This is a genomic window from Haloarcula quadrata, from assembly GCF_003634715.1.
In the GTDB taxonomy this organism is placed as follows: domain Archaea; phylum Halobacteriota; class Halobacteria; order Halobacteriales; family Haloarculaceae; genus Haloarcula; species Haloarcula marismortui.
In genome coordinates this window covers 1,569,036-1,595,173 of the sequence record NZ_RBWW01000001.1, presented here as the reverse complement: position 1 = coordinate 1,595,173, position 26,138 = coordinate 1,569,036, and the positions used below count along the sequence as shown (strand labels likewise).

24 protein-coding genes and 1 tRNA gene are annotated in these 26,138 nt (G+C 61.4%); 14 read left to right on the top strand and 11 right to left on the bottom strand.

The window, feature by feature from the left end:
• Positions 1 to 5 precede the first annotated feature (5 nt).
• From BDK61_RS08160 to BDK61_RS08150, 3 genes are read right to left on the bottom strand one after another with little or no spacing between them, the layout of a single operon-like run.
• The gene (locus tag BDK61_RS08160; RefSeq protein ID WP_121302970.1) at positions 6 to 1,127 is read right to left on the bottom strand and encodes a DUF373 family protein; all 1,122 of its coding nucleotides are present in this window, start codon (positions 1,125 to 1,127) and stop codon (positions 6 to 8) included.
• Between the two features lie 41 nt (positions 1,128 to 1,168).
• Positions 1,169 to 2,164: a signal peptide peptidase SppA gene (gene sppA, locus BDK61_RS08155; RefSeq protein ID WP_004961999.1), complete on the bottom strand. Its 996-nt coding sequence runs from the start codon at positions 2,162 to 2,164 to the stop codon at positions 1,169 to 1,171.
• A complete protein-coding gene (locus BDK61_RS08150; RefSeq protein ID WP_004962003.1) occupies positions 2,164 to 2,937 on the bottom strand; it encodes a proteasome assembly chaperone family protein in 774 nt (257 codons plus the stop codon). Before BDK61_RS08150 ends, sppA begins: the two co-directional genes overlap by 1 nt.
• A 51-nt stretch (positions 2,938 to 2,988) precedes the next feature.
• Here BDK61_RS08150 and BDK61_RS08145 point away from each other — a divergent pair, with 51 nt between their 5' ends.
• Complete coding sequence (locus tag BDK61_RS08145) at positions 2,989 to 3,900, top strand: RsmB/NOP family class I SAM-dependent RNA methyltransferase (RefSeq protein ID WP_007189852.1); 912 nt, start codon at positions 2,989 to 2,991, stop codon at positions 3,898 to 3,900.
• The gene (locus tag BDK61_RS08140) at positions 3,897 to 4,397 is read left to right on the top strand and encodes a DUF7122 family protein (protein WP_121302969.1); all 501 of its coding nucleotides are present in this window, start codon (positions 3,897 to 3,899) and stop codon (positions 4,395 to 4,397) included. The genes BDK61_RS08145 and BDK61_RS08140 overlap by 4 nt, the downstream gene beginning before the upstream one ends.
• A 32-nt stretch (positions 4,398 to 4,429) precedes the next feature.
• Here the strand turns inward: BDK61_RS08140 and BDK61_RS08135 are convergent, their stop codons facing one another.
• Complete coding sequence (locus BDK61_RS08135; protein WP_121302968.1) at positions 4,430 to 6,238, bottom strand: ABC transporter ATP-binding protein; 1,809 nt, start codon at positions 6,236 to 6,238, stop codon at positions 4,430 to 4,432.
• A 148-nt stretch (positions 6,239 to 6,386) separates the two neighbouring features.
• Between BDK61_RS08135 and BDK61_RS08130 the strand changes: the two genes are divergently transcribed.
• From BDK61_RS08130 to BDK61_RS08115, 4 genes are all read left to right on the top strand, one after another.
• Positions 6,387 to 6,683 (top strand): PqqD family peptide modification chaperone, encoded by a 297-nt coding sequence (locus BDK61_RS08130; RefSeq protein ID WP_121302967.1) that lies wholly within the window; start codon positions 6,387 to 6,389, stop codon positions 6,681 to 6,683.
• Positions 6,664 to 7,101, top strand: coding sequence for a lasso peptide biosynthesis B2 protein (locus tag BDK61_RS08125; protein ID WP_121302966.1), 438 nt, complete (start codon positions 6,664 to 6,666; stop codon positions 7,099 to 7,101). The genes BDK61_RS08130 and BDK61_RS08125 overlap by 20 nt, the downstream gene beginning before the upstream one ends.
• Before the next feature lie 424 nt (positions 7,102 to 7,525).
• Complete coding sequence (locus tag BDK61_RS08120; RefSeq protein ID WP_121302965.1) at positions 7,526 to 8,440, top strand: phosphoenolpyruvate carboxykinase (ATP); 915 nt, start codon at positions 7,526 to 7,528, stop codon at positions 8,438 to 8,440.
• Positions 8,434 to 9,657: a nucleotidyltransferase domain-containing protein gene (locus BDK61_RS08115; protein WP_121302964.1), complete on the top strand. Its 1,224-nt coding sequence runs from the start codon at positions 8,434 to 8,436 to the stop codon at positions 9,655 to 9,657. The genes BDK61_RS08120 and BDK61_RS08115 overlap by 7 nt, the downstream gene beginning before the upstream one ends.
• 77 nt (positions 9,658 to 9,734) lie before the next feature.
• On the opposite strand, the gene BDK61_RS08110 is transcribed toward BDK61_RS08115, so the two are convergent.
• From BDK61_RS08110 to BDK61_RS08100, 3 genes are all read right to left on the bottom strand, one after another.
• Positions 9,735 to 11,300 carry a DUF790 family protein gene (locus BDK61_RS08110; protein ID WP_121302963.1) on the bottom strand — a complete coding sequence of 522 codons (1,566 nt, stop codon included), beginning with the start codon at positions 11,298 to 11,300 and terminating at the stop codon, positions 9,735 to 9,737.
• A gap of 78 nt (positions 11,301 to 11,378) precedes the next feature.
• Positions 11,379 to 12,650: a TIGR00341 family protein gene (locus BDK61_RS08105; RefSeq protein WP_121302962.1), complete on the bottom strand. Its 1,272-nt coding sequence runs from the start codon at positions 12,648 to 12,650 to the stop codon at positions 11,379 to 11,381.
• A 137-nt stretch (positions 12,651 to 12,787) separates the two neighbouring features.
• Entirely contained in the window at positions 12,788 to 14,122 is a 1,335-nt protein-coding gene (locus tag BDK61_RS08100) for a DEAD/DEAH box helicase (RefSeq protein ID WP_121303917.1), read from the bottom strand.
• A 149-nt stretch (positions 14,123 to 14,271) separates the two neighbouring features.
• Between BDK61_RS08100 and BDK61_RS08095 the strand changes: the two genes are divergently transcribed.
• From BDK61_RS08095 to BDK61_RS08080, 4 genes are all read left to right on the top strand, one after another.
• The gene (locus BDK61_RS08095; protein ID WP_121302961.1) at positions 14,272 to 15,357 is read left to right on the top strand and encodes a right-handed parallel beta-helix repeat-containing protein; all 1,086 of its coding nucleotides are present in this window, start codon (positions 14,272 to 14,274) and stop codon (positions 15,355 to 15,357) included.
• Between the two features lie 95 nt (positions 15,358 to 15,452).
• Positions 15,453 to 15,523: transfer RNA gene (locus BDK61_RS08090), tRNA-Pro, on the top strand.
• A gap of 286 nt (positions 15,524 to 15,809) precedes the next feature.
• On the top strand, positions 15,810 to 16,127 hold the full coding sequence (locus BDK61_RS08085; protein WP_148709129.1) for a hypothetical protein: 318 nt from the start codon (positions 15,810 to 15,812) through the stop codon (positions 16,125 to 16,127).
• A gap of 422 nt (positions 16,128 to 16,549) precedes the next feature.
• Positions 16,550 to 18,391: a hypothetical protein gene (locus BDK61_RS08080; protein ID WP_121302959.1), complete on the top strand. Its 1,842-nt coding sequence runs from the start codon at positions 16,550 to 16,552 to the stop codon at positions 18,389 to 18,391.
• Positions 18,392 to 18,633: 242 nt separating this feature from the next.
• On the opposite strand, the gene BDK61_RS08075 is transcribed toward BDK61_RS08080, so the two are convergent.
• A complete protein-coding gene (locus BDK61_RS08075; protein WP_121302489.1) occupies positions 18,634 to 19,626 on the bottom strand; it encodes a transposase in 993 nt (330 codons plus the stop codon).
• A gap of 92 nt (positions 19,627 to 19,718) precedes the next feature.
• Here BDK61_RS08075 and BDK61_RS23005 point away from each other — a divergent pair, with 92 nt between their 5' ends.
• Complete coding sequence (locus BDK61_RS23005) at positions 19,719 to 20,198, top strand: hypothetical protein (protein WP_148709128.1); 480 nt, start codon at positions 19,719 to 19,721, stop codon at positions 20,196 to 20,198.
• A gap of 178 nt (positions 20,199 to 20,376) precedes the next feature.
• Here the strand turns inward: BDK61_RS23005 and BDK61_RS08065 are convergent, their stop codons facing one another.
• On the bottom strand, positions 20,377 to 20,589 hold the full coding sequence (locus tag BDK61_RS08065) for a hypothetical protein (RefSeq protein ID WP_121302957.1): 213 nt from the start codon (positions 20,587 to 20,589) through the stop codon (positions 20,377 to 20,379).
• A 486-nt stretch (positions 20,590 to 21,075) separates the two neighbouring features.
• Here BDK61_RS08065 and BDK61_RS08060 point away from each other — a divergent pair, with 486 nt between their 5' ends.
• Positions 21,076 to 22,152 (top strand): tyrosine-type recombinase/integrase, encoded by a 1,077-nt coding sequence (locus BDK61_RS08060; RefSeq protein ID WP_053967950.1) that lies wholly within the window; start codon positions 21,076 to 21,078, stop codon positions 22,150 to 22,152.
• A gap of 154 nt (positions 22,153 to 22,306) precedes the next feature.
• Here the strand turns inward: BDK61_RS08060 and BDK61_RS08055 are convergent, their stop codons facing one another.
• Positions 22,307 to 22,588, bottom strand: a complete 282-nt coding sequence (locus BDK61_RS08055; RefSeq protein ID WP_011223101.1) for a hypothetical protein — start codon at positions 22,586 to 22,588, stop codon at positions 22,307 to 22,309.
• A 60-nt stretch (positions 22,589 to 22,648) separates the two neighbouring features.
• On the bottom strand, positions 22,649 to 22,927 hold the full coding sequence (locus BDK61_RS08050) for an ArsR/SmtB family transcription factor (protein WP_004516907.1): 279 nt from the start codon (positions 22,925 to 22,927) through the stop codon (positions 22,649 to 22,651).
• Between the two features lie 334 nt (positions 22,928 to 23,261).
• Between BDK61_RS08050 and BDK61_RS08045 the strand changes: the two genes are divergently transcribed.
• A complete protein-coding gene (locus BDK61_RS08045; protein WP_121302956.1) occupies positions 23,262 to 24,728 on the top strand; it encodes a DUF4397 domain-containing protein in 1,467 nt (488 codons plus the stop codon).
• A gap of 107 nt (positions 24,729 to 24,835) precedes the next feature.
• Positions 24,836 to 26,086 carry a mandelate racemase/muconate lactonizing enzyme family protein gene (locus tag BDK61_RS08040; RefSeq protein WP_121302955.1) on the top strand — a complete coding sequence of 417 codons (1,251 nt, stop codon included), beginning with the start codon at positions 24,836 to 24,838 and terminating at the stop codon, positions 26,084 to 26,086.
• Positions 26,087 to 26,138: the final 52 nt, after the last annotated feature.

The following is a 26,138-nucleotide window of genomic DNA, read 5'->3' as shown; positions in this document are numbered from 1 at the left end:
GCTGTCTATTCCACCAGTTCGTCCTCGATATCGGTGTGGCTGACGTAGGTCGCCACCCGGACGCCGACGATGCTGATGAGGATACCTGCGAGGATGAACAGCCCGAGGCGGGTCCCCGCCTCCAGTATGAACCCCTGGACCTGAACGATGCCGAGGTTCGTCTCCGGCACCTGAAACGGCTCGAACACGCCACCGCGTTCGAGGAAGTACGCAGAAAAGCCGCGAACGACGAGCCCGACCGCGACCGCACCGAACGGAAGGTTCACGTACGCGCTCCGGACCCCCTCTTGCTGGATGAGTTCGTCCAGCAGGCGGCCCAGCGAGGCGGCCAGTGCCGCGCCGGTCAGCCACGGGACGGACGCGAAGGCAAAGCGGTTCGCAAGCAGGAAGGGACTGATATCGCCGACCGCAGAAACGCCCAGCACGCCGGCGAAGACGCCGACGAGCGAGAGGCCGGCCGCGACGACGTAGGTCACAAGCGACACCTGCCCCGAGTACAGCGCTTCCCGGGTCTGACTGGGGAGTCGCGACAGGTACGCGTCGATACCCAGTCCCTTGTAGATGAGGAAGACGCCGATGGCGGCCGCGATAGCGCCGACGGCGATGGTCGGGCTGGTGACGACGAGCAACAGCGGGAACGCGAGCATGATGATGCCGACGGGGACCAGCACCGTCTTGCGCAGTTCCTCGTCAGCCAGAAACTGCTTGAGCAGGTAGTACGTAGATTCGATGTCACGGGCCTGGCGAACGACAACGCGGTCGACGGCATCGACCTGAACGCGGCTCTCGATGATGGGAACCAGCCGCTCGTCGTCGGCGCTGTCGACGACGACGACCGCGGAGTCCGGGTTGTGCTCGGCGACCAGACTGTCGATCTGGCTGGCGATCTCCCGGTCCGAGCCGACGCTGTCACTCCCGCCACCGACGACGGCGAGGACCGGCGCAGACTCCTCGGCTTCGAGTTCATCCGCGACTGCGAGCCCTTCGAGGAGGCAGTTGACCCGGCTGTCTTCCGGGTCAACGACTCCTGTCTGCGTGATGAGTGACTCGACGGCGTCGCGGCCGACGACGGGACACGCGGCTGTGGCCGGACTGTCCCTGTCGATACACACCACCAGCGTGGTCACACTACCGCGAAGGCGGTCCCCGGATAAAAAACCTCCCGAGGCTATCGACGGAAGGAGAGGCCCTCGATATCGCCGTCAGCGACGCCGGCGATACCTGCTCCCAGCGCGAACGCGACCTGCTGTGCGCCCCCGCGGAGCTTGCCCGTCAATCCGCGCTCGGGCTCGTACTCCTTGATCGTCACGTCCTCGCCAAGGCGTTGCTCCAGGCTCGCCTCGACATCGTCTCGCGTCCCGAGTCGGTCGACGAGCCCACGTTCTTCCGCCTCATCGCCGAGGAAGATGCGCGCTTCGGTGTCTTTGAGCGCCTCGGCGTCCATCTCGCGGCCTTCGGCTACGGTGTCGATGAACTGGTCGTAGTAGTCGTCGACAATACTCTGGAGATACTCGCGCTCGTCCGCAGTCATCTCCTTTAGCGGGACGCCGGCGTCTTTGTACTCGCCAGCGGTGAACTGCTCGTAGGAGAGGCCGACTCGGTCGGCCAGTTCCTTGGCGTTGACCCGCGAGCCGACGACGCCGATGGAGCCGACGATAGAGCCCTCACGAGCCCATAGCTCGTCGCAGCCGGCGGCGATGTCGTAGCCGCCACTGGCACAGACATCCGTCGCATAGGCGATAGTCGGGCCGTCGAACTGCTCGGCGGCGATGCGGATGTCCTCGCTGGGGACGATTTCGCCGCCCGGCGTGTTCAGCTTCAGAAGCAGTGCCTCCGAGCCCCGGTCGGAATCAGCGCGCTCGATCTGTTCGACGATGTCGTCGGCCGACGCACCGACCGGCGGACTGGTGATGCCGCCACCGCCGTCACGACTGATCGGCCCTTCGACGGCGACTTCCGCGACGTTGTGTGCTGGGAGGAGGGAGCCGGCGATGTTGCTGCCGATACGGGCTGTAGCAACGGCGACAGCAACGACCAGCAGGACGCCGAACAACTGAGCAAGGTTGTCGGGTGTTCTGACAAACAACACCCACCCCAGGACCGTGCCGATACCGACGACAAGCACCACCAGCAACCCACGAACGATGTCATCTGCGCCCGCCATTACTGATACATCCCGAGCGGCTGTGCGCTCGTGCTTTCCTCCTGGTTTTCCTGGAGTTGCTGTGCGAGCTGTGCCTTGGCGCGACCGATTTCTTCGGCCTGCTCGACCAGTGCCTCGGTATCGATATCAAAATCGGCCAGTGGGCTGATCGCTGTCTGCAGCAGGGCTCGCGCCGCTTCGGGGTCGGGGAACCGCTGGTCGGCTTCGACGATGAGTCCGACACTCGTCAACCCGGTTCGCTGTGATTCATGGACTAGCGCGCCGGTTGGCCCGGTAATCGCGCCGTTCTCCGAGGGCGGATCTACGTCCGCCTCCGCAAGCATTGCCGCCCCGTCGCCCGTCGAGATGCCGTACACGTCCGGAACGCCGTCTTTCTCAGCGGGACGGCCGCTGAGGTAGACCGGCGTTGCATCGTTGGCCTCAAACCAGCTAACCATACAGCCGGCGAACTCCGTCGCGCCGGACGGGGAGATCGGGGCATCGCTCTGGAGGACGAGCAGGTCGCGGTCTTCGTCCGCGTACAGCCGGACCGGCGGGCGAACCTCTGGGTCGTCCGTTCCGTACACGGCGATTTCTGGCAACCCTTCGCAGTGGGCCGACGCGTAGTACTCCATGTCGTAGACATCGACAAGATGGTCAGCGGCTATCTTGCCGACGAGTCCGACCCCTGGGAGTCCCTCGATCAGTGTCGGTGAGTCGAGGGACATATCCTCGCGGTGGACCTGTATGTGTGCCATACCTCGGATATCGTCCGCCGACGGCTTGAAAGCCATGGGCCGATGCCGTTCGAAACCCACAAACCGACCGCCAGCGAACGCCGGACAATGGAACCACTCGACCGCTACCGGCCCATCATCGACGACTTCGAGGCGTTCATCGACGCGTGTGAACGCCCGCTGCCGTCGGCTATCAGGGTCAACACGATCAAAGCCACCGTCGAGCGGGTCCGGACGGCGCTTGCGGATGCAGACATCGCCTACGACCCCGTCGACTGGCACGACGGCCTGTTCGTCCTGCCCGAGGACTCTCCCGGCGCGAACTGGCCGTACTTCCACGGCTGGATTCACGGTCAGGAGGAAGTATCCGTGATTCCAGCGACCGTACTGGACCCCCAACCCGGCGAACGAGTCTGGGACGCCTGTGCGGCACCGGGGAGCAAGACGACCCAGCTCGCCGCCCTGATGGAGGATACCGGCGAAGTCGTCGCAACCGACAACAATCTCGGGCGGATTTCGGCGCTGCGGACCAACACTGAGCGGCTGGGTGCGACGACGGTCGCCGTCACCCACGAGGACGGGCGCAACCACTCGCTCAAGCCCTTCGGCGGCGAGGGATACGACCGTGCGCTCGTCGACGTCCCTTGCTCCTGTGAGGGGACCATCCGCAAGAACCCGGATACGCTGGAAGACTGGTCGCTCTCGCACGTCGAGGGCATCTCCGGCGTGCAGAAGGGTATCCTCAAGCGGGCCGTCGAAGTGACCGAGCCCGGGGGAACCGTCGTCTACTCCACCTGTACGTTCGCCCCGGAGGAAAACGAGGCCGTGCTGGACTACGTGCTTGACGAGGTGGCCTGTGAAATCGTGGACTACGACCTCCCGCTCAACCACGCACCGGGAATCACCGACTGGGAAGACGAGAGCTTCGACCCCAGCGTGGCAGACGCCAAGCGCATCTACCCGCATCACAACGACACGGGCGGGTTCTTCTGTGCGAAACTGGAGGTGCCCGCAGAATGAGCGACCAGAGCACGGAGTTCACGCGGCTCCCGGAGACAGATGAAGAGCGAGACGACCCCGAGCGAGCGACCCGCGAGGAAGTGCTCGACTTCTGGGCGGACCGCTTTGGCGTCCCTTCGGAGACGTTCGAGGGGTACACCTTCTGGGAACGGGGCGCTGGCAAACTGTGGCTGTATCAAGGCAGCCCGCCGTCGCCGGTAGACATCGAAGGACTGGGAATGACGTTCCTGCGAACGCGCCAAGAACATTGGAAGCCAACGCTGGAAGCCGTCCAGCGGTTCGGCGAGCACGCCAGCCAGAACGTCATCCATCTTGACGAGGACGCTGCCCGGGCGTTTGTGGCCGGCGAAGACCAGGAACTCGACTGGGACGGCGACTGGGGATATTTGGTCGTCACCCACGATCTTGCTGGTGCGGCTGAACCGGTCGGCGTCGGCCTGTACGTCTACGGCGAACTCAGGTCACAGGTGCCGAAAGGGCGCCGTCGAGACGTCTAACCCGAGGACCCACCCGTCCCACTGAGAACCGATTAGCCACTGGAAGACTGTGCGGCTGCCGTTCCCTGCATCGCGTACAGCTCCGCGTACGTCCCGTTGTCGTTGAGCAGCTCGGCGTGGCTGCCTCGCTCTGTGACCTGCCCGTCCTCAACAGTGTAGATCCGGTCGGCGTTTGAAACCGTCGAGAGTCGGTGGGCGATCGCGATCACAGTCTGGTCCCCGTCAAGCGTCTCAACGGTTCGATGGATTTGCTGTTCCAGATTCGAGTCGAGGTCGCTGGTGGCTTCATCAAGCACGAGTACCTCCGCATCGGCCAGAAGCGCGCGAGCTAGTGCGACGCGCTGGCGCTGCCCGCCGGACAGTTTCACGCCGTCGTCGCCCAGTACCGTGTCGAGTCCCTGCGGAAGGTCGTCAAGGAATTCGAGGATGAGTGCCTTCTCAGCGACTTCATAGAGCGTTTCCTCGGTGATATCCCGGCCGGCAGTGAGATTGTACCGCAGCGTATCGTTGAAGATATGTGGGTCCTGTCGAACCATCGCAACAGCCTCACGCCATTCCTCAAGCGCATAGGCCGAAATTGGCGTCCCGTTCGCCAGAACCTCACCGCTATCCGGGGTATAGAGTCGCGTGAGCAGTGAGACGACCGTCGATTTGCCGCCGCCGGACTTGCCGACGATGCCGACGAACTCCCCTCGGTCGACGGCCATCGAAAAGTCCGCAAGCACTGGCTCGTCCTCGTAGGCGAACGAGACGTTCTCAAACACGATTTCCTCAATGCTGTCCGGGACCGACTGCCCGTCAGTTGGTTCCTGCTGGGCTTCGAGGCGGTCGATGAACTGGTGAGTTCGGACCAGATGTGGGAGTTCTCCCTCGATCGCGTAGATGGTGGAGCTGAGCGAACTCAGCCGGGGGGCGAGTCGGAGCATCGCGAACAGGAACACGCCGAGTTCCGCGATAGACAGCGCCCGGAAACTGATGGCGACGTAGACGAGGCCAAACAGGAGCAGCGAGACCGAGAGCCGATAGAGGCTTCCGATTGCAACCTGGTTCCGGCGAACGGCGACGCTAGTCGAAGTGTACCGGTCGAGTGTGGACCGGAACTCGGCAAGCAGCCCGTCGCGCATACCAAACAGCTTCACGTCACGGATGCCTTGCGTCCCCGCCTGTGTTGTCTCCTGTAGCTGTTCGTTTGCCGTCGCCACACGGTCGCCAACGGCGTACCCGGGCTCGATGCCGTATCTGATGATCGCCGTGACACCGCCGAGAGCGACAGCTGCACCGACTGCCAGCACCGGAGCGATAGCGAGTGCGATCCCGATATACACCAGACAGAGGATTGCCTGCTGGAAGAACTGGATAATCCGGCCGATGACACGCCCGGCGTAGCGGGTCTGTGTCAGAATCGTGTTCATGATGTCGTCGGACCCCTTGTCGTCGTAGTAGGCGACTGATGCGCCCATCGCCAGTTCGTAGGCCCGGTCTTTGAGGTCACGCTCGTACGTCTGTGTGAGTTTTGCTGCGAGCCATTTCACCGTAAACGACGCTGTGTACCGGACGACCATCACGCACGCGAGGCCGACCAACAGGAATTCGAGTGTGAGCGGCAGTCCGGCAGCGACGTACACGGAAAGAAACCGGCCGGTGACGCCGTCTGCCTGAAGCGGAAGGCTCTGCCCGGCCTGTGCGGCGTCGAGTATCGGAAACAGGAACGAGAGGCCAACACCTTCGAGTAGCATTATAAAGAGGCTGGCGGCAATGATACTCCCCGTCAGCGCCGGCCGATACAGCGCCACGCGGCGCAACGATGCGTATTTTTCACTGACGGAGGGAGTAGCAGCCATTGTTCGGGATGCGGTTTCTATGAGGCATAGTTACCGACTTACTACGGTCGGTTCGTTCTGGAGCGAAGGGCACGTCTAACGGCAGTCAGAGTTACCACGGGGGCGAAAAGAGGCTATAACAAATAGTACGAGTATCGCCGATAGCCACATGGTCGCGATAGATTTCGAGTCGGCTGTTGTCGCAACTGACGACTGTGTCACTACGACTATCGACGGGGAGATCGTGTTGCTCAACAACGAGACGGGGCGGTATCAGGGCCTGTCAGGGGTCGGCCCGGATATCTGGGAGCGAATTCAGGAACCGACTGAGCCAGTGGACATCGTCTCGGCGCTGGTCGGGGAGTACGATGTCGAGAGAGACCGAGTGGCAAATGATGTGGAACGCTTTCTGAAAACGCTTGCCGCGGAGCAACTCATCAAGGTCGATGCGAGCCCGACTCCGTGAGTTCAGGGCGTTGTCACGGGCGCAGAAGCTATTACTCTGTGAAGCAGTGGCACTGATCGTTGCGAGCAAAGTACTGCTTACAGTCGTTGGGCTGGAGGACGCAGAGCGCTGTTTCGGCACGCTCTCTCAGTTCCTCCCGTGTCATCGTCAGCCTGAAGCACCGAAGTCAGTACGCTGGGCGGTTTTAACAGCAGGGTCGCGTCTTCCGGGCACTTACGATTGTCTTGAGCGAGCACTCACCGGGAGTACCTTGCTGGAGGCGAGTGACTTCCCACATTGTCTCCGCTTCGGTGTGGATACACAGTCCGATACGTTCGAGGCTCATGCTTGGGTCGAGTCAAACGGTGATGTCCTTATCGGGGATGTCGACGACTTTGGGCGTTTCCGTGCACTCACGGAACGCGAAGTACGTGGCTAACAGATAGTAAACACCACATTCTGTGGAAATTCAAGAGTAATAGATAATATAACAAATACAATAATATTTGAAAGCAGGCGTGGAGGTAACCAATGAAGGAATACGAAACGCCGTCGGTCGAAACGTACGGAACTGTTGAAGAGAAGACGAACTGGTGGGACCACGACGACGGATACGGGAAGTGGAGTTAACCTCCACAGCCGGTTCACACATCTAACTGATCCCTCTTTTATCGGTCCTCGACACTGGTACCGTGCAGTGGATACATCGCGATGGTTTCGTGGCTGTGTGATGGAAGTAGAGAGCGCATTCTTATCCACCACAGCAGTCAAGCGCTCTGGTATGAATCAGGGGTGTCGTAGATGGGCTGTGTTTCAGGATGGACGGAATAGATGGACAACTACGCAAGGGGGAAACTAGCAGGATGGCGACGGCAAACACAGCCACGTACGAAGCCTTTGGATTGACAGTCCGCTCGGCCTTCGACGTACCAGAGCTTCCGTCCGCTGAGACAGCGCCTGACGGGCGGGCTGATGTCACCATCACTGAGGAACGGATTCCTCGCCCACTGTCTGCTGCGTCCGGGTCGACCTTTCACGCGGTAACCGAGCGCGAATACTACCTTCTATACGACGCCGCAACGGTCAGAATTCTCGACGGCAAATCCATCGCTGTAGACCCGGCTCCGGACGTGCCAAGCGAAGTTCTCCGCCACGTACTGGTCGGCCCGGCGTTGAACCACCTGCTGGATCAACGGGGCTACTTCGTGCTGCACGCCAGTACCGTCAGTATCGACGGGCGTGCAGTTGCCTTCGTCGGAGAGTCGGGGGTCGGAAAAACGACGACTGCGATGGCCTGCCTGCTCGACGGACATCGTATCCTGAGCGACGACGTGGCTGCGATAGCGCTGGACGATTCGGGGCCGGTCGTCCGGAGCGGCTACCCGTCGATGAAACTCGATCCGGAGGCAGTTGAAGCATTTGACCCTCCGGTTGAACCGCCGGAACAGGTCCACAGCGGACGCCCTCGACACTTCTACGGACTCAGGCACGACCAGCCCGCAACCCCGGTGCCGCTAGAACGGATTTACCTGCTCGAAGACGGCGAGACAATCGAGGTGGACGCAGTCAGGCCGGACGAGCAGGTCATGGCGCTCGTGGATAATACGTACACGCTGGGCGCGCTGGAGGCCGACGGCCAGGCCGTATCGAATTTCACTGCCTGCGGTGAGATTGTCGATATGACCGAAATAAAACGGCTCCGCCGGCCGCGCACTCTCGATATGCTTCCGGATGTCGCAGCCCGAGTTCAGTCTGAACTCAAGAGTGAGTCATGCTGACGGAGGCTGAACCCGAACTTCAGGTGGTGGTCGACTGTGCTCGTACCGCGATCGTCACCGACGCCGCTCCCGACCCGCCCCCGATTGATGACGCGCCAGACTGGGACCGTGTCGTTGCACTCGCCCGGTATCACGGCGTCGTGCAACTCCTCTACGAGGGACTGGAAGCAATGGCACGCGAGAGTGGTGATGAGTTCACCGTGCCGGCAGCCGTGTTGACACGACTTAGCAGCATCGTACAGGGAAAACGGATGCGGAATCTCGCGTTCACGACCGAGCTACAGGAGATACTAGAACGCTTCGAGACACGTGGTGTGCGTGCGGTACCGTTCAAGGGACCGGCGCTGTCCGTCGCTGCTTACGACGACGCAACGGTGCGTGAATATAATGACCTGGATCTGCTCGTCCATCCGGAAGATATCCCCGCCGCTGCGGATATTCTCGAAGAGCGAGGATACGAGTGGCGCGGGGGCACGCCGCGGTTGGATGATGCCGCGCTGTTAGGCGGTCCTGTGACGAAGGCTATCGTTCACGAGTACGAAATGCGCGGTCCGGAGTTCGACGTGGAACTTCGCTGGCGCGTTGGCGATGCCGAGCGACCGTTCTCCACATCCTTCGGTGAACTCTGGGACCGCCGCGACACCGTATCGGTCGGCGGCCAACCGCTTCCGGCGCTTGCACAGCCAGATCGGCTACTCGTATTAGCGTTCCACGGCACCAAGCACCGCTGGTATCTCCTGAAGTGGCTCTGTGATTTCGTTGCGGCACTGGAGGCAGCGGAAACCGACTGGCCACACGTCCTCGTTCGGGCGCGGGAAACCGGCGTTGAGCGGAACCTATTACTCGGGGCCGCGCTCGCCCGTGCTGTCTTCGGATACGCCCTCCCAGCGCCGCTCCTGGACCGCCTTCGCTCGGACGGCCGCGTCTCCGAATTAGCTGAGGCCGTCGTTGAGTCGCTGGCCGCTGGGACGCCACAGGCACCCACGCAGTTTGAGGCCGCTCGATTTTACCTGGCGGCCAGCGATTCGATGACTGCGCTGGTACCGCTCCTACTGTTGCATTCGTCACTTCACCCGACCTACTCGGAGTACCAGTTTTGCCCGCTTCCCGGCCCGATGCACCCGCTGTACTACGTCATCTGGCCGCTCCGACTCCTCCTCGAAACACCACAGTGGCGGCGACAGCTTTCCGAGGAGCGACGTGACGAAGCGACCTGAACGACGATTGCTCGTTTGATAGCGATGTGGAGATGCTGTATCTGAGACCGGGTTCCCCACCGTTTCTCACAGACCACTCACTCCCGTGGCTGGATTGTCCCCTTCCCAAGTCCTTCCCAGGCGACGCGGTAGCCAAGGTGTGCGAGCGCAGCGCTGTCGTCCTCGATTCCGTGCGCCGAGAGCCGGTCAATCGCCGCCTGATACGCCATTTCGGGTTCAATCTCCTTGGCCAGTTCGTCCAGCACAGCTGGGTCGATAAGCGTGCGGCCGACGCGCTCGTGCGCCGGAAAGGCCACGTCTTCCAGCGCATCCTCGCTGACACCGTGCTCCGCGGCGAGGTCGGTGAGCGAGATAACGTCAGCGTCCGGCCGCAGTTCGTCGGGTATCTCCGCAACGCTCTCACGCACGAGTCGCTCCTCGTAGGGTCGCAGGGCGTCCCGCACATCTTTTACTCTGACTGTGCCGGAGTACGGAATTGCCCGGTTGTCCGTCGCCTCGATTTCCTCGCCGACGCCAAGCGATTCGTCGACGGCGACCAGCATCTCGACATCCTCCAGTGCGTCGAGGCGGGTGAGTTTCTTCTCGACATACTCCGGCGTCCAGAACCCCATAATTTCGAAGAAGATGCGGAAGGGTGTGTCGCCGTCGGTCCGGTCTGTGCTCTCTCCACGTCCCGTGTCTTGAACACCGGTGTCAGCGCCGGGCCGCCACTCGAATGCGAAGTCCGGAATGACGACGTGTTCGCCGGCCGCCAGCGGCTCCGGTTCGCGTATCAGGTCCCAGTCGAGGTCCAGCGCGGCGAACCGGCCGGCGAAGTCGGCTTCGACGCCGCTATCGTAGCTGACCTCTGTTACGGGCTCGGCGCCCGGCACGGAGACATCTCCATCTAAGAGCGTGAGTTTCCGCTCGGTGCCCCGGTCATCGACGGTCGCCGTCAGCTCCCACTCGTTCGCGGTCGCGACCGTTCGCAGGAGGCGAGCGAAGCGGGTGCCGTACCGGCGCGTGTTCGAGAACAGCGCGTCGGGTCCTGTAACGACGACTTCCCGGCCGTTCCCTGTCCGGCGAATCTCGTACATCAGCCGGCAGCGTTTGACCGCCGAGACGAGCGCTTTCGGGTCCGACGAGCGGACTCGTACCTCGGTGGCATCGAACAGCGCTGTCTGCGCCAGTGAGAGGTTGTACTGGGTCCGCAGTTCGGCCGGCCCCCAGCGAGAGTCCACCGCAGTAAGGACCTGTCGAGAGTCCCGGTCGGCGTACAGCGTGTCGGCTAGCGACGCGGCGTCCGTTCCGAAGTGATCGGCCGCCTCGGCGAGTGCCTGCTCGCGTTCGGCTTCGGTCACGACGCCAACGTCCGAAGCGGCTTCGAACACCCGCCGACGGGCTCGAACAGGGTCGATCGGGGCTTGTGTCTCAAATGTTGCCTCCCGTTCGACGAGTTTCGCCAGCCCGCGGACCAGCTTGAAATCGTCGGCTTCCTGTTCGACATCCGCGAGTGCCGTTTCCAGCATCTCTCGGGACTCGCCGACGTGGCCCTGATAGATACCGAGCACGCGGGCCGCCAGTCGCTCCGCGTCGGCGTCGGCGAACTGCAGGTGATAGCCGCCGCCAGCGCGGGACACCCGCAGGAGGTCTTTCGTCAGCACGCGCCTATCTCCGCCACGGAGCAACAAAAACACGGGGAGTGACGACGCCCCCGGTCGAGACGCCCGTAGCAGCCAGCATCATTCCGTCGGATGTCTGTCCTCGAAAGTGACTTCGACAGTTGTGTCGTCCGCTATCGACCGGCCAACGGCACGTTCAAGGTCGGAGACCAGAGCCGGATACGGCCGGTCGGCGGGCCGACTGACCGTAACGGTGACCACCCGGTCAAGCCGGTACACCGAGACGCCGCCGAACCGGGTCTGGACCGACTGTAATCGGAGCCGTTCGTATGATTCGTTGGATAATGCTTCGGTAACAGCGTTGTTTACAGACGTTTCGACCTGCATCTGTTGGGCGGTGACCGTCCCGGCACCGGCGAACGCGACCAGCAGCGTTAGGACGGCGACGACGGTCGGTGCGTACGTCCGGACCGTCTCGCTCGGCGGGCGGTCAGCCGCCCAGTTTAGCGGACGGAATCCGAGCCCCCAGAGGACGAGAACGCCGGTGAGGTTGATTGACGCGATGTTGACCAGCAGGAGAATACCCGCCCCAAGTGCGACGGCCGGCAGTCCCCAGGCGATACCGACCCCGATGGCCGCGGCGGCAGGAATGAGCGCGGCGGCAATCATCACACCGACCAGTGAGACCGGTAGCGCCGTTGCCAGTCCAAACGCCCCGGCGGCTCCCGCACAGAGGCCGACCACAAGCGAGAGAAACCCCGGTGAAATACGCTGGGCGATCTGCTGGACTGTCGTGACACGGAGCTGTCCGGGGACAAACCCGCTGTACCGGATGACCAGTCCGAACAGGGCCGCGCTCCCGATGGCGACAGCGAGCCCGAGCAACTGGTCGCGGACGCCATCGACAATGAGCCGGCGGTCGCTGAGCGTCGTCCCGACGCTGGCGATGAGCGCGGATCCGACCTGTGGTGCGATGACCATCGAGCCGACGACGATAGCCGGAGAATCGAGGAGCAGACCCGCCGTTGCGACGATCGCACTCAGGACCGTCATTCCGTAGTATGTCCCTTGTCCGGGGTTCATGCCGACCGCACGACCGCGGAGTTCGTCGTGGGAGATGCGGTCCTCGTGGCGGCGGGCGGAGTTCGACTGGTCTGGCCGGGCGGTCTCGGCGTTCCCGACAACAGTGTACCGGTCGGCGTCGAGCCCGGTCGCTTCGAGGTCGTCGAGTACCTCGTCGACGGCTTCCGGCGGGAGCGGAAACTGCAACAGCCACGCCGCCTCGTCGTCGCTCGTCTCCTTGGTCCGAACGTAGCTGATGTCACGGTCGTCCAGCACGTCGCGGACGCTGTCGAGGACGGCATCGGGAACACGGATGTGTATCAACCGCACTTGGACGCACCTCGCGACCCGCAACACTGGCGATTAGCATCGAACATTTCTCCGCTTCTCGCCGGGGAGAGTCATAGTTATCAAGGAGGTAATCCCGCTCAGCGTGGGAGAACGCTTGGACAACGACGGACCGCCTGCTATCTGCGTCGCCTGGCGACTCGCTCCTCCGCGGTTTCCTCAGTCACAAGTTCGTACAGTAGTGCCCGCCCGCCGTCGGCTTTCGGTCGGAGAACACGGCCAAGTCGCTGGGTAAACTCCCGCTCCGAGCCGCTCCCAGAGAGGAGAACGGCGACGTTCGCGTCGGGCACGTCCACTCCCTCGTCGAGGACGTTCGCGGTTACGACCCGGGAGTACGTCCCGTCGCGGAACCGCTCTAGTATCTCCCGGCGCTCGCTCGCGCCGGTTTCATGCGTTATCGCCGGAATGAGAAACCGCTCGGAGAGGCGATACACGAGGTCGGTGTGGGCGGTGAAGACGATGATCCGGTCCTCGCGGTGGCGGTCCAGAATCGTCGCCAGCCGGTCAACCTTTCGCTGGGCATTCATCATCACCTCGCGGGCGCGCTGTTTCGCCAGCAGCGCCTCGCGGGCCGCCGGGTCGTTGCCGGACCGCTTGACGAGTTCCTGATAATCGCTGCCGGACCGGAGCTGGATATTGGATTGTTTGAGGTAGTCGGTGAACGTCCCCTGATGCTCTTCGTAGCGGTCCCGTTCGTCCGGCGTGAGTGAAACTTCGAGCCGCTTGATATCGTAGTCAGCGAGGTGCTCGCCAGCCAACTCGTCGACGCTGACCCGCTGGACGAGCGGTCCAACGAGGTCCGCAATGGCTTCGTGGGCTCCGTCCGGCCGCTCGAACGTCGCTGTCAGTCCGAGCCGCGACGGCGCAGCGAGCAGTCGAGCGACATCCCGATACCCTTTTCCACCAAGATGGTGGACCTCGTCGAAGACCACGAGTCCGAAGCGGTCGCCGAGTTCGTCGGCCCGCAGGTACGCCGAGTCGTACGTCGACACCGTGATATCCTCGACGCGCTGCTCGCCCCCTCCCATGCAGCCGACGGGCCGGTCGAACTCCCGCTGTAGCTCGCGCTGCCACTGCTCCAGCAGGTCGATGGTCGGGACGACGACCAGCGTTGGCGTCCCCAGTGCGACCATCGCCGCGATGCCGATGACGGTCTTGCCGCTCCCGGTCGGTAGTTCGAGACAGCCCCTGTCCTCGGCTTCACGCCAGGCGTCCAGCGCTGCCTGCTGGTAGTCTCTGAGGTCGTACGCCGTCGAGAGCGACAATGACGGGAGCGAACAGACGTGGTCCTCATACGCCACCTCACGATCGTCAAGCGCGCTTCGGAGGTCGGCGTACCGGTAGGCCGGCGCTCGCCCTGTCTGTGAACGCCGGTCGTACTCGACGCCGGGCAGGTCCGACGGCAGGTCTCCCGACACGCGAATGGTCCCTGACTCGTACGTCAGCTCCAGCACACTCCGGGGTTCGCCGGTCCGGCCGATAACGCTTTCGCGGGCTGTATCGCTGTGTGTCGCCGGGACTCTCAGCTTCATCTCAGCGTCACGTCGCCAGCAGGTGAATGAACACTACAGTTTACATCTATTCGCCCCCTACACCTCCAACTATGGACGACGCCCGAACGACATTGCCTGCCCTCTTGCTGTCGCTAGTGTTGACGCTGGCTGTCGTGCCAGCCGGCGTGGCCGGAACACAGACGGCGCAGGACACACTGACCGTCGATAAAGGCGGGAGTGCCGAGTACCAGTCAATACAGGCCGCTGTGAACGCTGCCGACAGCGGTGACACCGTCGAGGTCCGGCCGGGCACCTACCGCGAAGAAGTCCGAATCAACGAGAGTATTACCCTCGTCGCACCCGACCGGGCGATACTGGACGGTTCGCGGTTCGTCAACGGAACCGGCGTCACGGTGGCCGGCGCAGCCGACGCGAACGTCACCGGATTCACCGTGCGTAACTACCGCTTTGGCGTCGCCGCCAACGAAACCAGCGGTGACTGGACAGTCACTGACACGACTGTTATCGCTGCCGATGTCGGGGTCTACGCGCCGAATACGGCTGGAAACTGGACTATCGAGGACGCCGCCGTCGCCAGCACAACCTACAGCGGCGTGTTCGTCCGCGGCACCAGCGGCGACTGGACGATTCGCGACACCCGATTCGTCAATGTCGGTGGCGACGGCGTCGATGTCCGCAAGTCCTCCGGTGACTGGACAGTCGCAACGGTTGTCGTCGACCGGTCCGGCGCAGACGGCGTCGACGCCTCCGGGACAACTGGCGACTGGACGGTCCGGAACACAGAGGTCCGCCGAAGCAACACCGGCGTCAAAGCCATCGACAGTGGCGGCAACTGGACGGTGACTGACCTGACGGTCCACCGAAGCGACACCGGCCTCGTAACCGCCTTCTCTGGAGGTGCGTGGACACTTGAAGATTCTACCCTTGAAACCCGAGACATCGGTGTCTTCACCGCTCGAACGACCGGAGCATGGACTATCCAGAATACGGCCATTGAGAGCCAACAGCAGGGAATCCACGCCGTCAACACGAACGCGTCATGGACTGTCTCCGAATCGACTGTCTCCGTGACCGCAGAGCAAAATGCCATCGGTGTCGACGCCCGGTCCGCAAGTGGGGACTGGTCGCTTACCGATGTCACCATCGAAAGCCCCGGCATCGAAGTTGCCGAGTGACGGGACCACGCTGGCGGTGTCTTCCCCGTCACAGGCTGCCAATCTCGTCACCAAAGCGAAGCCCTTAATTAAAACACCCCCCTCTCCCAGAGTGCGGGACCGTGGGGTAGCGGTATCCTCGGCGCATGGGGTGCGTCGGACCTGAGTTCGAATCTCGGCGGTCCCACTCAAGCTTTTCCCAGATGCCGACACCTGTACGCTTAGGTATGCGAGCGGTCAACTTCCTTCGCGAATTCGGCTGAAATTTAGTCGTTCTTTAAATACCACTGAGAACCATAAGAATCCTGTCAAGAAGCTACGGCTTCTGATCGAAATTCGGCGTCGTCAGCAGTGGCCGTATCCACCCTGTGCGTTCGTCCCTGCAAGCCGACTCGTCGAGGATGGCGCGACTGATGCAGAGGTGCGCCGTGCAGTCCAAGAGGTCGACGACGAACTCGCGCGAGGTGGTTCCGATGAGTGACGCTGAGCGCCACGTAGATCCCGCTGAGGAAAGCGACGAGAGCGAGGTACCGAACTCTGGTCCAAGTCCAGCAAGACGTGGCTCAACTCCTGAAAACCTGCCAGAGGAACACAGGCCGGACCTCCCACACGTCGCGGATGGCGAGAGTACCGACTGGTCGCAGTATACGGCCTATCGGTGCTGCATCTGCCAAGACAACTGCATCAACAAGATCGACTCGGACTACGCCCGGGCGAGAGAGTGTCGCCACTGCTACGCAGTTCCGACATTCGACCGACACAGCGTCGACGATCCGGCGCTTGATCGGTAACTCCTCTGTCCGACGATGTGCCGAGGAGAGGACAGGGGAGTACCCGCCGTAGGTAGCCGACCCACCGTCCGACCAACCCAGTGTGTCGGCGGCTCGACCCCACAGGTTCGCGTTCCGGGAGAGGAAACCCCCCTTGCGGGGGTTGACTCGACCTCTCAGCCGCGCGTCTCTGCCAGCCCCCACAGCCCACCGAAAGCGAGGGCGCGGGAGAGCTGGCACGCCCGGCAGCGCAGCGGAGCGAGCAGCCCGGACCGGGCCGCGAGCGCCAATCGCGGCCCGCACCTGCTCGACCAGCCGGAAGCGACCCTTCACGGGTCGACCCGGAAGCCCGAGCGTTTCCCCCGAACCCGGCGGGTGAGGGGAATCGTTACCGCGTTCATCTGTCCGACCAATGCTGTTCCTGCCTGCGCGGGGTCCCACACATGACGAGCCGCGTGGAGCCGCCGGGACACCTGGGCGGCCTCGACCTCGCTGATAGATGTAACACTCCCGTTTTAGCGGACCTTCTGGAAGAGCGTGATCTCCTCGGCCACGGCCAGTTGCTCGACGGAACACTGACCGAACGCGACGAAGACCGCGTACGCATTGCGAAGTTCGTTGCGGCGCATCCGGAGGGTACGCCGCTGTCGCACGTCGTTTCGTACGCAGTGAAGGGAGTGTCGCCTGAGACGTGCGAGCGCGTCGACGGTTCGGACCCGGACTACCAGTTTGCATACCGCTTCATCGACGACCTCGCAGCCGATGACGACCCGTACGTGCGGAAATCCCGCTCGTCAGGCGTCCTTTTCGTCACCCCGACACTGCGGCTTCTTGACTTGATTACAGAAGGCATTACTCAAACAACCCAGACAGAGGGTCTGACGTATGATCGTGAGTTCCTGCGTAATTACCTCTCTCGCGTTGATTCTGTAGACGATGACCTGCGGGAGCTACTGAAGGACGGTTTTACATCCTACCTGAACCGCATCAAAGATTACAAACTGCTGTTCGATGTCCACTTCGTCGACCGACGCGGCGGCGAGTCCACACAGCGGATGACGAAAGACTACAAGACCCGCTTCAACGACCAAGGCCGCGTTTCCAAGCAGTTTGCCCGGTTCAATGACGCGCTGGAATACGGTTACGAGAACGCTGAAAACGCCGTGCTGGTGACGTTGACGACCGACCCGAAGCGCCAAGACTCGCTGCTCGACGGGATAGATTCGATAAACGAGAACTTCAACCGGTTGTTGTCGTATTTCGACTCGGACCCGTCGACGAAAGCCGATACCCGCGACCCGAGCGTTTCCGGCTGGCGACCCGATCTCGACGACGATGTGACTGGGCGACCGCGTGACCGACCGGACTACATCAAGGCGCTGGAGTTCACGGAGAAAGGATACCCGCACCTGCATGTGCTGTTTTTCGACGTGCCGACTCGCCAGCAAGACGGATTGCCGTGGCTGTGCGACAAGCCGGAAGTAGCCGAGAAATGGGCCGACTACGGCCAAGGCGAGATCGTCGACGTGTACCCGCTGACGTACCGCGACGACCTCGACGAGCTGGAACCAGAGTTCCAGAGTGACGAAGGCTTCGTCGACTGGTACAGGTTCGGTGACCACGATCACGGTGAAGAGTGGGTTCGAGAACGAACCCGCTCGCACGAGTTGATCGAGTTCGGCGACGACGGACATGAAATGGAGTCGACCGCTGGCGCGTATCTCGGCAAGTACCTGAGTGCGACGTTCGGTTCGCTGCTCGACGCTACCGAGTCGTTCGAGCTGGGCGACGACGACCGGGAGACGTACGCTGACAAAGCGGCGACGTGGAAGCTTGCGCTGTACTGGGCGACGAACCGGCGGTTCTGGTCTTGCTCGGAGTCGATTACGGAAGGAATCGACCCGAACGATCATCTGCAAGACCCGGACGTGCGCGAAGCCGTGCGCTGGTGTTCGCTCGACTCAGTACAAGCAGCGAGTGAGAGCGAGATACGCGACGACCTGGCGCGTCGGCAGTGGGACGACCTCGACGATCTCGACGCTGCCGTAGAACGGGCAATATCCGATGTGGAACAGCCGCAGGTGCGTTCGACGCTGCCCGAGGAAGCTACTTTCCGCTGTATCGTCGACTACATCGGTGCGTATGCGTACTGGGATCTCCCTAGTGATGAGTTGGGCGTTCGTCAACAACACCTCGAAGTTGTCCAAGACTGCGCTGACGACGGTGACGACGTGCCGGTCGTAGACCGGGAGAAGGACCCGCCGATTGTCGACGTATGGTGCTAACTTTTCGGTGAAAGTCACTAGTTTATAAATATATAAAGAAACGAGTCAGTTCTAAGTGATGGGTAGCAGTTTCACTAATCTTGTTCTGCCTGTCGTTGTAGCTCTTGGGTCTGTTTTTCTTACTTTCTGGTTCCGAGAAAAACAGACGACATTATCTGCATTGAGAGCAACAAAAACCGAGCTGAAGCACAATGATGATTTGGCAGAGAGTATGGTACATGGAGCGTGTCATAGAATCCATCTCATAGCATCTCACAGCCCGGCTCGTTTCCTCGCTCGTAGTTGGTGATTGCAACGACGAGCCGTAGGCAGAGCGCAACGAACACTTCTGTTCGAGCGTGGACGCGGCCTCGGGCGCGGACGTGCCCGAGGCCGCAGTCCTTGACGGCATCGTTAGTTCGTTCGACTCCTATCCGGTGGTTGTACGTCTCGTCCAAGATGGACTGTTTGAGCAGAACTTCCTCACTGTGTTCGGTGATACGATCTTCGACCCTATACTCGATATCGAGCGGATCGTCGGTATTTCGCGGGTTGTACGGGGCAATTGGCACGACCCCTGCGGCCAGCAGGTGGTCGTGCCAATCGAGGATATCGTATGCGCTGTCTCCAAGCATCCAGATGGGTGTATCGACGGCGAGCGCGTCACACGTGACGCGCATCGCCGTCTCTTGATCCGCTTGTTTGCTCTGTGTGAACTCCGCTGCTATCGGAATCTTTGGACCGGTCGAGACGATCGTACAGCCGAAGCCGTAGTAGTGTTCCTCAGCTGTTGGGTCGTAGTTCCACGAGGCGGCGTCGTTGTACTGGACCGCTTCGATGTGGGTTGAGTCGATGGAGTACGTCGAGTCGAGCAGGCCCCGGCAGGCGGCCTGCTCGACGAGTCTCTTGAAGACATCATCGATGACGTGTTCGAGATCGGTAAGAAACCGGTCAACTGTGTCTCTGGATGGTGGTTTGTCGAGTCCGCAGTAGTACCAGACGAGGCTGTGCTGGAGTTCTCGTGTGACTGGACGTGTGCCGTATACATCCTTGTAGTAGCAGTGTAGAAAGCCGCGAAAGAGGTCTGGTGGCTCATGGACTCGTGTTCGCCCCCGCCCCGAGGGGGCGAACACGTCGTACTCCAGCAGAAACTCGAACTCAAGATGCTCGAACAGCGGTACTGTCTCGGTAGCCGCCGCATTCAAGAAGTCGTTAACCGAACCTACGTCCTGCAGGGTCGCGGTTGTGTTGGACACACTTTCCGCACCCTGCTGCTTTGCATGTGGCGCTTTCTATGACACGCTCACATGACTTATTTTCAAATCGACCGAATAGCTTGCAAGACTTGTTGACGATTGACACAGTTCCTCTACAGACATCAGCTTTTGACAATTTTGTGAATTCTGGGACTGCGACAAAGATACCTGATGATACTGAAGATGCGATTTGGTATCACTATCTGGTTGTTCGGATGATAAACAGAGATATAGAAAATAGATTGGATTCTGTAGACAAAAGTGAGCTTGAGAAGATTGATGACCGCATATTGAATCGCTTGATATACCTTTGTGACACCACACGTCTTGAGGTGATTAAAGAAAACGTTCAAAATAATAATAGAGTTGAGGAAGAAATTCAAGAGGCTATTCCAACTCATCAGACTTGGGAAAGTAGCCAAAAAGGTCAGATCCACTGGTTTACAGGAGTTAGATCACTGATAGATGAAGAAATTGAACGTAAGCATTGGATTCCGACATTTGTTTTTAAGATCCGAGACATTATTGCGGAGAAATATAACACGCACATAGCAGGAGAGTTCGGCGTGTGAGTACCTGACAAGAGTGCGACCAGAGATCCCGTCCGTCGAACTAATCCCCGATGTGCTGACGGCGACCGAGTCCCCGACGAGAGAGTGAACCCCGGCGCTTCGGGTCGTGCCTGTGGAGTGTTCGGTGAACGAGTCCCCGATGTGAAACCGACGACCGAGTCCCCGATGGGAGAGCGTACTATTCGTCGTCAACCCACCAGACCCAGCTACGACCGGCTTGCTTACCGTTGATGCGCCCCTCGTCGTGGAGTTCCTTGAGTCGCCGAATCGTGGCCTTGTCCTTGATCGGCAACTGCTCCGAAACCTCGATAGTCGATAAAACGTGTTCGGACGTATCGCGTAGGACCTTGACGATCTCGTCGTCAGTTACGTCTGGTTTCCGTCCAGCCATTACCGTATTCAATCGAATGTTTTGCTTATAAAATCCCACCAGAGACGTTGTACGTATATTGCTTGCTACATCTTTGGAAACTATTAATAGAGTCCAGTATTATTATTCGCCACGGAGGTCACTCGGACTGCTGGAACAGTTCGGAAAACGCGGACCCGGTGCTGGAACACCGGCCCGCTGTGGCTTCCGTGACCATCCCACGGAAGCATGTTAGCAGACACAACCGCGAGGATTAAACCCCTCGCTCGACCCCGCCGGAGGTTGTCCGGCAGTCGTGTTAGTTTCTCAAGAGTGGATTCAGAAAGCCGGATAAACGCAGTAATCAGTGGGCCTAGCCCCACGGTTCCACTTTCACCCAACCGAGACGGTCCGGTTTATACGTGCAATCAGCAGTCAGGAGTGGATGACTGCCCCGTCAAATCTGAAATCGGATTCGCTCGTCCGCCCTCGAAACAGAACCGGATGCCCCATCCGAGAGGGACACCGATGAGTGACGATCTCCAACCGCTTGCCCCCCGGCAAGCACTGGAGATGTGGATAGACCGGCAGAAAGCCGAGAAAGCCGACGAGACGGTCCAGAGCTACTACTACCGCGTTCGGCAGTTCGTCGACTGGCTCGACGAAGAGGGCATCGACAACCTGAACGACCTGACCGGGCGCGACGTGTTCCGGTACGACTCCGACCGGCGTGCTGACGGGCTAACGAAGAACGCCCTGAACACGCAACTCGGGACGATCAAACTGTTTCTGGACTTCTGCGTCGACGTAGAAGCAGTCCCGCCGGTACTGCCCGCGAAAGTCGACGTGCCGACCCTCTCGAAGGCAGAACGAGCGAACGAGGAGAAACTGACGGCGAACCGTGCCGAGAGGATTCTGCACAAACTGGAACAGTTCGACTACGCCAGCCGCGACCACATGCTGTTCGCGCTGGCGTGGCATACTGGTGCTCGACTCGGTGCGCTTCGTGCGCTCGACCTGGACGACTGCTACCTGACCGACGACGATCTCGACCGACTGGCCCACCGGGACGGACTCTCCGACGAGGAACTCGGACAGTTCGACGTTCCGTTCGTCTACTTCTGCCACCGGCCTGAGACGGATACGCCGCTGAAGAATCAGGAGGATGGTGAGCGACCGGTCGGCCTGTCGGAAGAGATCGGGCAGCTGCTCGAAGACTACATCGAGGTGACGCGCGTCGAGGTCGAGGACGAACACGGGCGCAAGCCGCTGTTCTCCAGCAAGCGCGGGACCGGTCGGATGTCGAAGGGTGCGATTCGTTCGCGGTTCAATATCATCACCCAGCCGTGCCGTTTCGAGACGTGTCCACACGACCGCGATACGGACACCTGCGAGGCGCTGGAACACGGCTACGAATCGCGTTGCCCGTCGGCCCGATCTCCACACCGGATTCGGACTGGCTCGATCACGCATCACCGTGACGAAGGTTGGCCCCCGGAGGTGCTGGCCGAGCGTGTGAACGCGACCCCGGAGGTCATTCGCACGCACTACGACCAGCCGGACCTGCTGAAGCGGATGGAATCGCGCCGTAGCTACATCGACTAACCGCAGTTCACAGAGTACCCATGAGTCACAACCACGGCAACCCACGGATGAACGATTCTAGAGACGAACCGCGGCACTCGGCGGTCCCACTTTTCACGAAGCGAAACGAGCGACGGAGTCGTTCAAACAGGCAATCAATGAAAGCTGCCACGCGTCACTTCCAGGTGAAGTACGTCAGCACGCCGATACCAATCGTTTCGAGCATCTGGAGCACCATCATCACCTGAACGGCAATCGCGGGCATCGCCGGTGCGGTGAAGTAGAAGTACAGGGCAACGGCGTTTTCGGCCAGCAGGAACGACGCGAACACGATAGAGCCAAGCGTCAGCGGGGCACGGATTTCCCGGTACGTCTGCACCCAGATGCTGATGAGGACGCCCAGCAACAGGATGTTGACTGCGGCGGCGATACGAGCCCCGTTCAATACAAGACTCATGGTGCGGGCTCCTGTCGTTGGTCAGTGGCCAACTGTCGGCGATGTGGTGTCGTGCTCATGTCAATCGTCCACCTGTGTGAGGATTTGTTCGACCGTGTCCCAGTGGGTTCTCGCGCGCTCGCTGGGGAGATAGATAACGCCGTAGTCGGCATCGCTGCTGGTGATGACGCCGTTGTCTTCGAGGACATCGAGATGGTATCGGACTGTGTTGTACGCGAGGTCAAGGTCATCAGCGAGCTGGTTGGCGTTTCGCGGCTGGTCGGCCAGCGCGCGAAGCACGCGGGCACGGTTGGGTCCTCCGCGGGTACCTGCAAGCGTTTGCCAGAGGACCGTCTCCATTCTGGTTCCATTTCCGGACGGGGTGGCAAGAATCCACCGACATGGGGCACGACCGGCCGCGCACGGCCGGAGATTGCGCCCCACGGCTGAGTGGGCGGCAGCCAGGGTGGAAAACACCACCGTTTGGCCCAGGTCTGAGAACCGTCGCCGCACCCAGCGCGAGAAACCTGTTGTCCATGTTGCAAACGTCCGGGAATGTTCGATAAAACAGTTTCGGGAAATTCGAGCAAACGGCGGGCTCGAACTCTCTAGCCGGATTTGAGAGAGAATTGAGAGAGAGTCACGCCCGAGTCACGAAATGTACTATTTAGCTGACAATCCCAGCAGATGATGGATGTCATCAGACACGACCCGACGACGGATCTTGCTCGGTATCGGAACCGGTGTGACAGTCGGCATCGCTGGCTGTAGCGGCGGCGGTAACGGCGGTGCCGAAGAGCCAGACACCGAGACGGACAGCGGCATGGACACGCCGATGGAGACCGAAACAGACACTCAGACCGAAGCGGAAACCGATCCGGGGACTGCGGCGGTCCGAGTGGCGCACATGTCGCCGAACGCCCCGAACGTGGACGTCTATCTTGAGGGCGATGCAGTCCTCGAAGACGTTCCCTTCGGTGCGGTGAGTCAGTACCTCGACGTGCCCGCGGGAGAGCGGTCGGTCGAGATAACCGCCGCTGGTGATCCGGACACGTCAGTGTTTTCGGGGCCTGTTGCGGTGGAAGCAGACACAGCGTACACCATCGCCGCAGTCGGTGAAATCGGCGATGACGCCGACCAGGCGTTCGAACCGCTGGTCCTGGAAGACGACAACAGCGATCCCGGCGGCGACACCGCACGCGTCCGCCTGGTCCACGCTTCGCCCGACGCGCCGGCCGTCGACGTGACCCTCGCGTCGAACGGAGATGCGCTGTACGACGGCGTCGAGTACGGCGGCTCCGGCTACGTTGAAGTGCCTTCAGGGGACTATACGCTCCAAGTACGTGGTGACACGGAGAGCAACGACGGCGACGTCGCCGCGGAGTTCGACGTGAGCCTGTCCGGTGGCGAGGTGTACACGGCCTTCGCAGCAGGCTATCTCACGCCGGACGACGACCCGGCGGACGCGCCCTTCGACCTGCTCGTGACACAGGACACTGGCGGCGGCGCTACGGAAACTGAAACAGAGTCCGAGCCAGCGAATGTCCGGGTGGCACACATGTCGCCGAACGCCCCGAACGTTGACGTGTACGTCGACGGGTCGGCCGTGCTCGAAGACGTGCCCTTCGGCGCTGTCAGTGACTATCTGGAGGTCCCCGCTGGCGCGCGAACGGTCGAAATCACTGCTGCCGGCGACCCGGACACGTCGGTGTTCGAGGGTGACGTGACCGTTGAGGGCGGACAGGCGTACACCGTCGCAGCGGCCGGCGAAATCGGCGACGATACCGGTGACCCCTTCCAGCCACTCGTGCTCGCCGACAATCTCACCGCACCCAGCAATGGGACAGCCCGCCTCCGACTGGTTCACCTCTCGCCCGATGCCCCACAAGTCGACGTGACAGTCGGATCGAGCGGCGACGTGCTGTTCGATGCTGCCGACTTCCGGGAATTCGACAGCGTCGAGGTGCCAGCGGGTGAGTATACGATACAGGTCCGCGGAGCGACACCTGACAACGATGGGGACGTTGTCGCGGAGTACGACCTTAGCCTGGCTGGCGAAACCGGGTACACCGCCTTTGCGGCGGGCTATCTCACGCCGGACGACGAACCGGCAGACACACCCTTTGATCTGATTGTCGCACAGGACACCGGTGGAATGTAGCGGCCCGCGGGACGCCGTGGGCTCCCCGCAGGTATCGACGCAGTCGACTGTGTCGGAACGAGACCGATTTCCTCTACACTTTTGTGACGCCACTAGCAAGCGGGGGTATGGGAAAGGCAAACGACGTAGACTACGCTGACCTGCACGACCCGAACGCAGAGTACACCATGCGGGAGCTCTCTGCGGAGACAATGGGTGTCACCGCCAAGCGCGGCGGCGGTCGCGACGTGGAGATCACCGACGTTCAGACGACGATGGTCGACGGGAACTTCCCGTGGACGCTCGTCCGAATCTACACCGACGCAGGCATCGTCGGCACGGGCGAGGCCTACTGGGGCGCTGGCGTCCCGGAACTCATCGAGCGGATGAAGCCGTTTGTCGTCGGCGAGAACCCGCTGGACATCGACCGCCTGTACGAGCACCTCATCCAGAAGATGAGCGGCGAGGGGAGCGTCGAGGGTGTCACCGTGACGGCCATCGCTGGCATCGAGGTCGCGCTACACGACCTTGCGGGCAAGATCCTCGAAGTACCGGCATACCAGTTGCTCGGTGGGAAGTACCGCGACGAGATGCGCGTGTATTGTGACTGTCACACCGAAGAAGAGGCTGACCCCGAGGCCTGCGCCGAGGAGGCCCGTCGCGTCGTCGACGAACTGGGTTACGACGCCCTCAAGTTCGACCTCGACGTGCCAAGCGGCCTAGAGAAAGACCGCGCGAACCGACACCTCCGCCCGGGTGAAATCCGGCACAAGGCCGAGATCGTCGAGAAGGTCACCGAGGAGGTCAAAGACGAGGCTGACGTGGCCTTCGACTGTCACTGGACGTTCTCGGGGAGCTCCGGGAAGCGCCTCGCGGAGGCCATCGAGGAGTACGACGTCTGGTGGCTCGAAGACCCCGTTCCGCCGGAGAACATCGAGGTGCAGGAGGAAGTCACCAAGTCCACGACCACGCCGATCACCGTGGGCGAGAATCGCTACCGCGTCACCGAGGAGCGACGGCTTATCAAGAACCAGGCTGTCGATATGATCGCGCCGGATATGCCGAAAGTCGGTGGAATGCGCGAGACGCGCAAGGTTGCCGACGTGGCGAACCAGTACTACATCCCGGTTGCGATGCACAACGTCTCCTCGCCGATCGCGACGATGGCGAGCGCACACGTCGGGGCTGCAGTCCCGAACTCACTGGCCGTCGAGTACCACTCCTACGAACTTGGTTGGTGGGATGACCTGGTCGAGGAGACTGTCATCGAGGACGGTTACATCGAGATTCCGGAGGAGCCGGGTCTCGGGCTGACACTCGACCTCGACGCTGTCGAAGAGCACGTTGTCGAGGGCGACACCGTCTTCGACGAGGCGTAAGGTTCGACCCCCATCGTTGGTGTTGACTGGGGCGGCACCGGGTGACGTGGTG